General features: G+C 36.1%; 12 protein-coding genes. 2 read left to right on the top strand and 10 right to left on the bottom strand.

The window, feature by feature from the left end:
* Positions 1 to 15: 15 nt before the first annotated feature.
* The 6 genes from Q2T76_RS00830 to Q2T76_RS00855 are packed head-to-tail and all read right to left on the bottom strand — an operon-like array spanning position 16 to position 5633.
* On the bottom strand, positions 16 to 2169 hold the full coding sequence (locus tag Q2T76_RS00830; protein ID WP_302083199.1) for a hypothetical protein: 2154 nt from the start codon (positions 2167 to 2169) through the stop codon (positions 16 to 18).
* 21 nt (positions 2170 to 2190) lie between these two features.
* Positions 2191 to 3246: a DUF916 and DUF3324 domain-containing protein gene (locus tag Q2T76_RS00835; protein WP_302083201.1), complete on the bottom strand. Its 1056-nt coding sequence runs from the start codon at positions 3244 to 3246 to the stop codon at positions 2191 to 2193.
* A gap of 53 nt (positions 3247 to 3299) precedes the next feature.
* Positions 3300 to 4034 (bottom strand): WxL domain-containing protein, encoded by a 735-nt coding sequence (locus Q2T76_RS00840; RefSeq protein ID WP_302083203.1) that lies wholly within the window; start codon positions 4032 to 4034, stop codon positions 3300 to 3302.
* A 46-nt stretch (positions 4035 to 4080) separates the two neighbouring features.
* Positions 4081 to 4728, bottom strand: a complete 648-nt coding sequence (locus tag Q2T76_RS00845; RefSeq protein WP_302083205.1) for a WxL domain-containing protein — start codon at positions 4726 to 4728, stop codon at positions 4081 to 4083.
* Positions 4729 to 4755: 27 nt separating this feature from the next.
* On the bottom strand, positions 4756 to 5337 hold the full coding sequence (locus tag Q2T76_RS00850; protein WP_302083207.1) for a WxL domain-containing protein: 582 nt from the start codon (positions 5335 to 5337) through the stop codon (positions 4756 to 4758).
* Complete coding sequence (locus tag Q2T76_RS00855; protein WP_302083209.1) at positions 5334 to 5633, bottom strand: LPXTG cell wall anchor domain-containing protein; 300 nt, start codon at positions 5631 to 5633, stop codon at positions 5334 to 5336. The genes Q2T76_RS00850 and Q2T76_RS00855 overlap by 4 nt, the downstream gene beginning before the upstream one ends.
* Before the next feature lie 282 nt (positions 5634 to 5915).
* Between Q2T76_RS00855 and Q2T76_RS00860 the strand changes: the two genes are divergently transcribed.
* The gene (locus Q2T76_RS00860) at positions 5916 to 7352 is read left to right on the top strand and encodes a helix-turn-helix domain-containing protein (protein WP_302083211.1); all 1437 of its coding nucleotides are present in this window, start codon (positions 5916 to 5918) and stop codon (positions 7350 to 7352) included.
* 27 nt (positions 7353 to 7379) lie between these two features.
* Here Q2T76_RS00860 and alr read toward each other — a convergent pair whose 3' ends face one another.
* The 4 genes from alr to murF all read right to left on the bottom strand — a co-directional run bounded on the left by alr (position 7380) and on the right by murF (position 11908).
* Positions 7380 to 8486 carry an alanine racemase gene (gene alr, locus Q2T76_RS00865; RefSeq protein WP_302083213.1) on the bottom strand — a complete coding sequence of 369 codons (1107 nt, stop codon included), beginning with the start codon at positions 8484 to 8486 and terminating at the stop codon, positions 7380 to 7382.
* 4 nt (positions 8487 to 8490) lie between these two features.
* Complete coding sequence (gene acpS / locus Q2T76_RS00870) at positions 8491 to 8844, bottom strand: holo-ACP synthase (protein ID WP_302083215.1); 354 nt, start codon at positions 8842 to 8844, stop codon at positions 8491 to 8493.
* 56 nt (positions 8845 to 8900) lie between these two features.
* Positions 8901 to 10433 carry a DEAD/DEAH box helicase gene (locus Q2T76_RS00875; RefSeq protein WP_302083217.1) on the bottom strand — a complete coding sequence of 511 codons (1533 nt, stop codon included), beginning with the start codon at positions 10431 to 10433 and terminating at the stop codon, positions 8901 to 8903.
* 104 nt (positions 10434 to 10537) lie between these two features.
* Positions 10538 to 11908, bottom strand: a complete 1371-nt coding sequence (gene murF, locus Q2T76_RS00880) for a UDP-N-acetylmuramoyl-tripeptide--D-alanyl-D-alanine ligase (RefSeq protein WP_302083219.1) — start codon at positions 11906 to 11908, stop codon at positions 10538 to 10540.
* A 125-nt stretch (positions 11909 to 12033) separates the two neighbouring features.
* Between murF and Q2T76_RS00885 the strand changes: the two genes are divergently transcribed.
* Complete coding sequence (locus Q2T76_RS00885; RefSeq protein ID WP_302083221.1) at positions 12034 to 13251, top strand: multidrug efflux MFS transporter; 1218 nt, start codon at positions 12034 to 12036, stop codon at positions 13249 to 13251.
* Positions 13252 to 13267: the final 16 nt, after the last annotated feature.

The raw sequence follows: 13267 nt of genomic DNA on the forward strand, positions 1-13267 counted from the left end.
TGGTTTTTTTAATACCTATGGAGCATCAACTAGAGTCCATGTAACCTTAGATTGATAATTACCAGTATGTTCATAAGATCTGAACGGTAATTGGAATCCATCAAGGCTTGTCCATCCTAATTGATACAACGTTTCATCATCAGAACTTTTTACCATATCAACATCTACTGGTTTTCCAACAGAAAGTGAAATATAATTTCCAGCCTGATTCTTATAACGCATATTTGTTGAAAGTTGTTTGTTAGTAGTTGAATCAATAAATGCTTGATCCTGTGTGGCTTGTAACTTCCAAGTTGGGGTTGCGCCTGGCTTAGTCACAGTGTCACTTACATCTACTTGCCAATCTTTCGCATGATAACTATAACCTGTACCTGAAGCCAGAATTCCATCATTAAATGACGAATTACTTGCTACCGTAGCAAATTTTAGTTCACTAGTTTGCATAGTGAATTTAACAGTTATGACACTGGATTTTCCACCATCAGAATCTGTTGCTACCACTGTCATACTATTGTTACCATTATTCAATTTATCTACAGGAACTGACATATTTATTTTAAAAGGAACGGGGGATCCTTTAGTCGTATTGTCAAAAGAGTCACTAGTGGTCGTAGTGTTATCTTTGAACGTAGAAGTGAACTTAACAGAATCACTGTCTTTGTCAGTGAATTTTCCTGCAAGAACAAAATCATAGGTTCCACTAGTTTTACTATCAAGTAAGATTGAAGTGCTATCTAGAGTAAAAGTTGGTGGTTCGTTAGCTGCAACAGGGTTAACAGTTACATTGAAATCAACTTTTTGAGATATATTGCCGTCAGGGTCTTTAGCCCAAAAGACTAGTCGATTAGTTCCTGGCACTAGTTTGCCAGCCGGGGTGGTAAAACTAAGACTAAAATCATTATCTTTTCCTTGATTAGTATTATCAAACGTATTGTTAGTCAAGCCAACATTAGAATTATCAGCATAAGTACCAAAAATAGTAACTTTTGAACTATCAATATCGTTAAATGTTCCCTTAACATTCAAGGTGTACTGTCCATTCGAAGTTTCATCAACTTGAACTTCAGCTGGATTCAATTTCAACACTGGTGGTGTAGTAGCTTTTTTAATCGTCACATGGACGGTTAAATCGGCTTCCTGAACAATTCCATCAATCGTCGTAAAGAACTTAACTATGTGGTCACCATCTTTATCAATGGTTTGATCTGATTTTGATAAATCAAATTTAGTTGAGAACTTTTTGTTAGTTTGATCGATATCAGAACTTGCTATTGTTTGCTTAGCACCGTTGTCAACTTGGTACTGCATGGTAGCTGTCTTACTTCCAGAATAATTTGACCAATTACCACTTGCGGCATTGATTAAAGTACTGCTGTTCTTGGGGTCAACTGTCATAGAAAGTTCAGGATTGTCTAACGTTAAATTCCAATCGGTAATCTTGTTACCTGGTAAATTAACACTCAAATCATCAGTAAATTGTCCACCATTTGCACTATCATAAAAACCACTGGCAATAGTGAAGGAATCCTTCCCTACAGCATCTGGAGTAATTTCACTGTCATAACTGGCAGTAACCTTATCACCTGATTTTTTTAAGTTTTCAAAAATCGCTTGTTTTGAAGTAGGGATATTATTGAATTGCGTTGCAAAACCATCAGTTGAACCTAAAGGAATTCCTTTAATAGCCTCGTAGAATAACAAGACAGTACTAAGATCATTCCCTCCCATAGGAACTAACTTCATATTATTGGTTCCACTTGCTTGAAGTGTCCCTGGAGTCGTGATTTTAAATCCTTGTACTTCATTTGGATAAGGAATAATCATTGAACTATTCTCATGTCCAGTCATATCTCCGTTAGTATAAGATTCAATAGTAACATCAACATGGACTTTATCACCAACTGAAGTAGAAGTTGCACTACCAGATTTGCTTACTGAAAGAGTCAACTTTGCTCTGTTTTCAAAGACAAAAGCAGTCTCAGTATCTTGAAAGCCTGTATCATCTGTTGTAGCTTGTTTATTTTTATCTATAGTCGCAGATTGTTTCTTAGAAGAATTAGCTACGTGGGTTGTAACATCTGTTCCCTTCGCTTGTAAAAGCATGTAGTTATTGGGAAAGACACATAGTAATACTGCCAAAGAAATAATCCACTTTGTTAATCTTTTCAATCAATTCACCTCCCCAAACAACTATTTGTCGGTATCCTTAACTTGACCTTCTTTGTTACGTTTTAGTTTAAGAACTAGCATAACAATTACACCGATAAGTATTAATAATACAGCGATTCCTACATAAATTAACCAAGTGTAGTCTTTTTTAACTTCGACAGCTTTAGCATTTAATTTGTTGGCTTCGTCTGATTTAATTGTGAAATCTTTTGAGAGATTCCATTTGTACTCACCGTTTTCAGCACTTGCTTTGACGTGCATGGTGTATTTTCCAGGTTTAATTGCATTCTTGTTCAATGAAACTGGAAGATTAAAGTTCGAGTTAGGTGCCATTGCCATTTGAGTCTTTGAAGTTTTGTACAAAACCTTCTTTTGACCCTTTGGAGTAATCTTAGCATCGATATTTAGTTTATGAATAATTGTTGCTTTAGGATTTTGCAAGTTAGCCAAGATGGTTGTATATGAATTATCTAAACCAGCCTTAGCATTTAGCAACTTCAAATCTGGAGTCACTGCATCACTTTTGTTTTGAATCGATAATCCAATCACAAAGGCATAGCGGTTTTTAATCATAACTTTCTTGTCACTTGCTTTGGTATCTTTAACTTTCTTTTGTACATAGAATCCACCCAAAACAATTCCTTTGAATTCCTTCTTAGGCATGTTGATTACAAACGGAACATCCATTTGTTGACCAGCTTCTAAAGTAACTGTTTTTGTATCAGGTGAAATAATTTTGTCTAATTTGTTTTTCAAGGAACGATCTTTGTTTCCTTTGTGTTTACTATAGTCAATCACACCATTTTTATTAGTTGTGGCTTGATTAGGACTAATTGTAAAAGTACTACGTTCATTAGATGAATTATTAATGTGTACATAGATTGTTTCTTTACTACCAGGATTTAATTGGAGATCAAAGTACGAAACATCGTGATTAATCTGAGAAGCTGGTAACTTGGCAGAAACAGAATAAGCCATATCATTATTTTGAGTTGCAGCATTAGCAACCATAGAAGGCGTAAACATACTGAACCAAGCCAGTACAACGCTCAATATTAACATTTTTTTAAATCGCATTTTTGATCCTCCCAAATCTAAAATCCCATTATTACTTTACTCAATTGTTCTGCTTATTTAGGTGCGTTTGATAGTGTCCAAGTAATTTCAGCTTGATATTTTTGAGCAGTTGCTTGTCCACCAGGAACTGTCAATGAAATGTTTGTGTTTTCTGTTGCAAGATCTTGTGATCCACCTTCAAAAACATCCAACCATGTTCCTTGACCTTTAGTTGCATCAGCATTTAACATTGTAACTGCTGTTCCATCAGCATCTAATGCAATATCAGTAGCTGTTGGTGCTGGATTAGCATTTGCTGAAGGAGCTTTAATAGTACCGTTCTTCCAGTTCATAACTGTTCCGGCAAGTTTTGATTTGCCATCAGCACCAGTAAATGGTGTTGTCATAGCAGCTGTCAAGTTCCATCCATCAGCGTTAGCTCTTGTATCACTAACTTGAACGTATGGGTTTCTGTTGATAGCGTTGAATGTTTCTTCACTACCATTAACTTCGTGTGTACCAAAGACAATGTTTGAAACGTAGTCTAATGATAGAGGTCCTTTGTTACCAGTTCCTGGGTTATCAGGATCAGCTGGGTCACTAGGATTGTTTGGATCTTGAGGTTTGTTAGGATCGTCAGGGTTCAAAGGATCTGTTGAACCTGAGTTAGGATCAAAAGTAATAACTGCTGTTGATGTTGAAGCTTCTGGTGTTGTTGAAGCATCAGCAAATGTTGTTGCAGTTGAAAGTCCTAATGATAGTAATACTGCACTAACTGAAGTTAGTGAAACAATTGATATTTTTTTCATGATATTTTCCGCCTGTATTTTAAATAATTAGTTATTGAATATTAAATTAGAATCCACTTGGAGCATCTGTTAATGTCCAAGTAATTGTTGCTGAGTATGCACCTGGTGTTGCACCAGCTGGAATGTAAAGTGTAGTTGGTGTGTCATACATTTTGTCCATCCATGAACCGATACCAGCATCTTTTGCAGCTGTGAACAATGTAGCATCTGAAGCATTTAATTTAACTTCTGATGTTGTTGGAGCAGCAGATGTGTTTGATGCATCAACAGCTTCAGCAGTACCTGCTGGCATTGTCATTTGTGCACCTTTAAGTGTCTTTGTACCATCTTCTGTTTTGAAGTCAGTAATCTTAGTTGATAGAACCCAACCAGAATTGTTTTCACGTAAGTCAGTAACTTGTGTATATGGTTTTGTTTGTGTAGCATTCAAAGTCATTTCTTTTCCTGTTACCATTTGTGTTCCAAAATCATAGTCAACTGTGTGATCAAGTGTGAAAGGTCCTTTTTGTCCTGTGTCTCCACCATCACCGTCGCCGTCACCACCCGGGTGAGTTGAGTTAGGATCATCCATAAGTGTTACTTTACCTGTAGTTGTTTCTGGTGCTGGTGCTGTATCTGCAGCAAAAACTGAGATTGATTGTGCTAGTGTTGCTACTGCGATTAATGAAATTCCGAATAACGCTGTTTTTTTCATATTATATATTCTCCCTAAAATGTTTTTTTATGGTGTATCTGATAATACCCACGTAATTGTCGTAGTATAGTTACCTTTTTTACTGTTTGCAGGAATAGTTAGTTGAGCTGAATTATTGGACGCAAAATCTGCTGTCCAGGCCCCCATACCTTCACCAGTATTTGCTGCAATAAGTGTTTGCAACGAATCATTTACGTCGATATTGTTACTACTTGGTACGCCAGTTGAATTTTTATCATCATCTGCTTTTATCCCGATTGGTGCTAATTCTAATTTTGCACCAGTTAAAACTAATGCAGGATTATCTGAATCAACAAAGTCGGTCATTTGCACTTGAACTTTCCAACCAGCGCCACTGCCTCTTAAGTCGGCAATTTTTAAATCTCCGCTTCCTTTACTCTGTGCCACTACTGGCTGACTAGAGATCATGAGACTACCGAAGTCAAAAGACGGCGGTGTCGCCATAGTTAAGTTATCCGTAGATTTTTTAACTAATTTAAAAGTTGTATTTGTGTCTGCTGTACTATCAGCCAAAACTCTATTGGTCGAGATTTGACTGCTAAAAAAACCAATTAACAAAAACAAACCAAAAATTATTTTCTTCGTCATTCGGTATCCCCCCTTCTACCAGAGAAATACCAAATTCCAGTTGATATAAGTATTGCGTAACCAAGTGCAACACTTATCGAACTCGTTTGTTGCTCACCTGTTTGTGGAAGCCGATTATGTCCATTACCGTTGCCTGAACCGTTATTACTTGGTGGCTTAGGTAAAGTCCCATAAAATCTTATGCTTGCACTACTAGTAGCCGAGCTGCTAGCTGCTGACACCGGACTCCCCCTCACAATCAGTGTGAGAAACATTAAAAGAAAAATAATTGGCATTACAATCCAATTTTTTTTCAAATTTTCATATCCCCCTTCCCGTTTTTGTTTATGGCGTAGTATTTCTAACAAGTGGAAATAATACCCATGCGATATTTTACTAGGTAAACAATTTATTTAAAGTTCAAATTTTAAATATCAGAAAACCATTTTTAGATATTTCAAATTTGAGTCATTTATCTTAAATTGAAAACTACTTTGCGCTTAAAAGTGCATAACATTTGGAAAAAAGGGAATTTAAGACTACTATATTTTATAATCATATTCTTATGGGGAATTATATTCATTGAGAGGAACTTTATTATGTTTGGACTAGAAAAAGAGACCACTCTAAAAAGGGAAATAGTGGAAACTCTTGATCAAGAATCAAAATTTATTACTACTGCCGAACTGCAATCTAAAATCGGTCATGGCAGTACCAACAAGATTTTACAAACTTGCCGAGAACTAAAAGAAATTTTTAACCTATTATATCCTGATCAAAATTCACAAATTAAAATAGTAATTAATAAGCATAGCGGAATTTGCTTGCAAAGAAATACGAACGACTTTCATCTATTCTATATCTACCTATTTAAAAACGATATCAGTTACCAGATAATTCGGAGTTTAATTATTAGCGAAGTTGTTTCCGTGACTGATTTACAAGATAACTTAGGAGTTAGCTTTTCTGGACTACAGCGAAAGGTTCGAGCAATTAACGACTCTATCTCAGTTTTTAATCTCCATATCTCAGGAACTAAAAATCTGTATTTAAGAGGGGAAGAAAAAGAAATTAGAATTTTCTTCTTCATTTTCCTATGGGGAATTCATCGTCAAATTTCAAATATTGACTGGATAAAACAACCTGACATCTATCAAAATGCTGCCGAAAGAGTCGGTCGTTATCTTGACCATCCTTTATCATGGATAAAAAATGAACAATTAGCTATCTGGATGTATATTTTTTGCTTGCGTATTAATTATCAAACTCAAGTTTCATTTGATAATTTGGAGCAAAAAATTGTTAATCTTCATCAAATGCCAGAAAAACCAGACTTTTTGGAGCGCTGGACTCAATACGATTGGCAATTTTTGCTGTTAATCTTATGGCATTCAGGAATTTTTGATTTCAAATTTACCTTGAATGAAGCTGAAGTTGTCAAATTTAAAAAACTCAATTTCATTAACATTTGGATTGAATTATTCGAACGAGATTACATAAAGCTATCTGAACGTCAGCGTGAGTATGTGAAACGAAAACTATTACAACAATACGTTATTTCGGTTTTTGGAAACTTTACGGTCACCGATGCTTCCCAACAAGATTGGCTATATTACTTTGATGGATATCTAGACCCGGCTGCCCTTAAACATCAAAAAGAGTATTATCTTTTTTGGAAGGAATTCGTTAAAAAAGCCCATCAAAGATTCTTACCAGTTACTGGATTGAATTTCTTATTGTTCCAATCAATTCTTCCGTTTAACTATTTCTTACCAAAGGTAAAAGTATTTTTACTCTCTGACCTCAATGAGATACTAGAAGATACTATTAAACAGCAATTAAGCTATACTTTTAGCCACAAATACAAAATTAATTTTGTAACAAATATCAAGTCTGCCGATATCGTTCTTAGTACCGTCCCATCGTCAGATCCCAAAATAAAGAAATTAAAACAACCAACTATTTTTATCCGATCACGATTATTTAGCAATGACATACAAAGTATTGAACAAGCGCTAAATAAACAATTGCAATAAAAAAAACTCTCAGCAATGAGAGTTTTTTTATTTATATATTCTAGGTAGTCTTTCTGACAGAGAACAAATAATTTCATAATTAATTGTTCCAGCATATTCTGCTGCCGATTCAATCGTTATTGTATCATTGCCGTTCTTACCTAGTAAGGTCACTTGAGTTCCAACATCGTATTTTTGAGGAACTTTGATCATTAATTGATCCATACACACTCGACCAACAATTGGGCAACGCTTGCCATCAACTAAAACTTCAAATCCTTGCATGCGACGTAACCATCCATCAGCATAGCCAAGTGGAATAGTAGCAATCCATTCTTCTGCTTGAGCTTCGTATGTAGCACCATAACTTATCTTAGTTTTTGGTTCCACTTCCTTAATAAAGACAATTTCACTGTGCAAACTAAAAGCTGTCTTTAATTCATAAGGCAATTCAATCGCACTTCCTGACGGATTCAAGCCGTACATAGCAATTCCTAAACGAACCATGTTGAATCCTGAATCATCACGCCAAAGAGTCGTAGCCGAGTTCGCAACGTGCTTATATTTAAAGTCAATTGGTAAATCAGCAGTTATTTTTTTAAATTTGTGAAGTTGTTCTTGGAAATAGCTGTCATCAACTTCATCGGCGGTTGCAAAGTGAGTAAAGATTCCTTCAGCTTCAAAGTGATTGTCTTTTTGCAAAATTTTGCAAGCCTGGAGCAATTCCTCTCGATTGGTGAACCCAATTCGACCCATTCCTGAATCAACTTTGAGATGAATCTTGAGTGTTGCAAAATTTTCTCTTGCTGCTTCTTTTAACCAATCGGTTTGTGCTACCGTTAACGAAATGTTTTGTTGCGCTGCTAAGGCCGCATATTTCACATCGGTAACTCCTAACACCAAGATTGGCTCAATAATATCGGCTTCTCTTAAGGATAGTCCTTCATCTAAAGTTGCCACACAAAGCCCGGTAGCTCCGGCTTCGATAGCCACACGACCAGCTTCCACAGCACCATGACTATATCCATTTGCCTTAACGACTGCAAAAATTTCTTCATTGTTTTTTAAATGTGCTTTGATATTTTTAACATTCTGACGAATGTTTTCGAGATTCACTTCGATATATGAAGGTCGATGAATTGATGGACTTAACATTACTCTACTCCTCAATTATTATTTGCGTGAATACTAAATCTTCTGTGTGAGAAATTGAAATATGAACTGGTGAAGTAACTTTGTCGGTAGTAACGATTGGCTTGCCGAGCTCATTATCAATCACTGAAAGATCTTGAAATGATACTTCTTTACCGATGCCAGTTCCATAAGCCTTGGAGAATGATTCTTTGGCCGAAAAACGTGCAGCCAAATACTCAACTTTTCGTTTATCTGCGAAAGCTTCACACTGTTTCTTTTCCGCCGGAGTCAAGATTCGGTCAATAAATTGATCGTGATTTTCCATCATTTCTTTGACTCTAGCAATCTCAGTAATGTCGACTCCAATTCCTTTTATCATAAATTTCCTCACAAAAAAATAGTGTACCCGTTTGAATACACTATTTTACCACAATTCTATGCATTTGTTCTGATTGTGAAACTACGGTTCTTCTTCTTAGCACCAGATTTAGCTGGCTTAGAATCACGAGAACGACGTGGTTTAGAATCTTTATTGTTTCGACGATCACGGTCATTATAGTTCTTCTTATTACCGTAACGTTTGCCACCTTTATTGTTACCATTACCACGGTGGTTATTATTGCTACGACGACCATGACTTTGCTTACGAGATGGAAGTGGACGTTCCGGAGTAATCTTAACCGGAATATCTTCGGCACTCTTACTAATTGTCTTAATATATGCTTCAACCAATTGTTCAGCAGTATATTGGTTCAATAAGTCTTTAGCAAAATCAGCATATTTTTCTAAATCGTTACTTTCAATTGTCTCAATTACTTCACTCCGAGCAGAATTGAATTGTCCAACCAAAGCTTCTTGATCTGTTGGTGGCTTCAACGGCTCCATGCGCACCTTAGTTAATTCTTCGATAGTACGAAGGTAACCCATTTCGTTAGGTGTAATGAATGATACCGCCACACCAGATTTACCAGCACGACCAGTACGTCCAATACGATGAACATAGCTATCTGGATCTTGCGGAATATCATAATTGTAGACGTGAGTAACGCCAGAAATATCTAACCCACGAGCAGCAACATCAGTTGCTACTAAGAATTCAAGCTTACCTTCTTTATATTGACGAAGGACACTCATTCTCTTTTGTTGAGTTAAATCACCGTGAATACCTTCAGCCTTATAACCTCTAGCTTGTAAACCTCTGGTTAGTTCATCAACACGACGTTTGGTACGACTGAAAATAATTGATGATTCTGGTGATTGAACGTCAAAAATTCGAGTCATAATATCGAATTTTTCGTAGTCTTTAGCTTTAACATAATATTGTTTAATATTCTTAGCTGTTAATTCTTTTGACTTAATTTTAACTACTTCAGGATCTTTCATGAAGCGTTTCGTAATATTCAAAATTGGCTTAGGCATCGTTGCTGAGAACAATAATGTTTGATGTTCATTAGGAACAGTTTCTAAGATACTTTGAATATCTTCGATGAATCCCATATCAAGCATTTCATCAGCTTCATCCAAAACGATGGTGCTAACATGATCTAAACGTACGGTTTTACGATTGATATGATCTAGTAGTCGTCCTGGTGTACCTACCAAAATCTGAGGATGATTTTTCAGATTATTAATTTGTCTTCTTATATCTGAACCACCATAAACGGCTTGTACTTTGATTCGCTTAGGTTTACCTAACCGATATAACTCTTCTTGAGTTTGAATTGCTAATTCACGCGTTGGTGAAATAATTAATGTTTGAATATGATTGTCTTTGGTATCTGCTTTGTCTAGCAAAGGTAGACCAAATGCGGCGGTTTTTCCGGTTCCGGTTTGGGCTTGACCAATGACATCGATTCCTTTAACGACCAAAGGAATTGTTTCTGCTTGGATAGGAGTAGCTTCTTCAAACCCTGCATCTTGAATTCCTTTTAAAATTTCAGGGCTTAAATCGAGCTCACTAAATTTCAAATGTTTTCCTCCTGGATATTTTTTTGAACTATTTTCATATTGCTTTCTGAAAACGCACTAAATAATACTATCACTGAAAGGCGATAATATCAAGTAAATAGCGATTATTGAATTTGTTCAACTACGTTCTCTAAATGAATTCCGTGACTGGCTTTTAATAAAATCAAATCGTCTGGTTGTAAGTCTGCTTTAATAGCTGTAGCTAATTCAACTAGTTGATCTTTGTCAAAATGTTTTAAATTACTTTGATCATATTTATCACTTAATTTTTGTTTTAGGTAGTTCATATCAGGACCAACTAAATATACTTCTTGAAATTCGTTGGGTTCAAGATAGTCAGCAATCGCTTCGTGCATGGCTTGTGATTGCTCACCAAGTTCCAACATATCTCCTAATACTGCAATTTTGCGTCCTTTGACATCAACTTTTTTGAGGTTAGTTAGAACGTCTTTAACTGCAGTTGGATTAGAATTATAGACATCACTCAAAATATCAGCGTCATTGAAAGCTTTTTTCCACTCGGTACGATTCTTCGTAGGTTCGAAATTCTTCAATTGTTCTTGAATCTCTAACTCCGGAATTTCAAACTCTTTGGCAACAGCAATCGCAGCCATGGCGTTATTAACGTTGTAATCACCCATTAATGGCAATTCAAAAGTTGTGTCGTCATAAATGTTAACTTCAAAACTAGTAGTAGTTTTTTCACTAGCCTCACGGATTGGATAGATGTCATTCTTATCTTCAAATCCAAAAGTAACCTGCCTTTGAGGGACTTTTTCAGCCTTTTCTCTAACCATTGGATCATCGCCGTTGTAAATAAATGTTCCGTATTCACGAAGATGATTAGTTATTTCAAATTTGGCATCGGCAATCTTGTCACGAGTTCCAAAGAACTCAATATGAGCTTCACCAATCATAGTGATTACAGAGATGTCTGGTTCAACTAACGCACTCAAGGCATCAATTTGTCCAGGGCGATCCATTCCTAGTTCTACTACCAAAACTTCGGTATTGGTTTCCATATTTAAGACGGTGACAGGGACACCAATTTCATTATTGAAGTTGGCAAATGTTGATACTACATTCATTTCTGAGTGTAGTACCGATGCTACCATATCTTTGGTAGTAGTCTTACCATTACTTCCGGTAATAGCCACTACTTTAGGATTAACTTTATTTAAATAATATTTTGCCAAATTTTGTAAGGCTACTAACACATCGTCAACATAAATTAGTGGGATTTCTACACCTTCAGGAACAGGATGATCCTTTTGCCAAAAGCTGGCACTTGCTCCTAATTCTTGAGCATTCAAAATAAATTCATGTCCATCTCTTTCCCCAGTTAATGGTAGAAATAGCGATTTTTCCGTGGTCTTACGACTATCGAAGCTGACGTTAGTTACAATCGCATCATCATTTTTTGTTTCTTGTTCTAAGTGCAAAGCCGTGATTACTTCTTTGACTGTTAGTTTCATTAATTTGTACTCCTAATAAAATTTGTACTATACTTAAATAATCCTTAAACGAATTCTACAACATTATACTTACATTTGTTGTAGAAATTCAAATAAAAAAGAAATTTGAAATGGAGGCGAAACTTTTGGGACGTATTTCTAATTTCTTTTCAAAAACAAAACCGCAATGGAAAAGGAACCTACAAGTTTTATGGTTTGGTAACTTTATGGTGGGAATCGGATTTTCGATGATTACCCCATTTATGTCGCTTTATATTGATGAACTTGGAAACTTTTCCAAAACACAATTAAATCTTTGGTCAGGACTTATCTTCTCATCAACTTTTTTGGTTATGGCTTTTATCTCACCAATTTGGGGAAGAATTGCCGATCGTCGTGGTCGAAAAGTCATGCTGTTAAGAGCGGCTCTTGGAATGGCAATTGTAATTTCATTAAGTGCATTCGTGCAAAATGTTTATCAATTACTACTTCTAAGAACACTACAAGGAGTCTTTTCTGGATTTATCAGTAATGCCAATACTTTAATCGCGACTACTACTCCTAAAGAAGAAAGTGGTCGTGCTTTAGGAACCTTGACCACCGGTAACGTTTCAGGAGCCTTAATTGGGCCAATGCTAGGTGGAGCAATTGCTCAGATCTATGGTTATCGAATACCATTTATGATCACCGGAGTTGTCTTGTTCATAGCCTTCTTGTTATCCCTATTCTTTGTTCACGAAAAATTCACTCCCGTTGAAAAGAAAGATCAAATTAGTGCTCGGGAATTATTCGGCGGATTAAAAAATAAAAAAGTAATCTTTGGTATGTTCATTACTACCATGATTATTCAAGCCTCCAATAACTCAATCAATCCCATCTTGAGTCTCTATGTTCGCCAACTTCTAGGTGGTGGTGACAATGTCGCCTTCATCAGTGGAATTGTTGCCGCGATTCCCGGAATTGCCACAGTAGTTGCTGCGCCAAGATTTGGAGCATTGGGAGATAAAATTGGTACGCAAAAAATTATTCTTGCCGGTTTATTACTAGCGTTTCTAGTTTACTTACCTCAAGGATTTGTAACTAATGTCTACCAATTAATGTTGCTTAGATTTGTCGTAGGAATTTCTGATGCAGCATTGTTACCACAAGTGCAAACATTGATTGCTAAAAATTCACCACACGAATCAACCGGTCGAATATTTGGATATAATCAATCCTTCCAGGCAATCGGAAATGTTACTGGGCCATTATTAGGATCGGGAATTTCCAGTGCCTTTGGTTACGGAGCAGTCTTCTTGAGTACCAGTGCATTAGAGTTAACCAACTTTATTATCGCTACAAAAACAACTAAAAAAGACGATTAAAAAAACTCAGAGATAA

Source organism: Lactobacillus sp. YT155 (genome assembly GCF_030504545.1).
Classification (GTDB): domain Bacteria; phylum Bacillota; class Bacilli; order Lactobacillales; family Lactobacillaceae; genus BQUT01.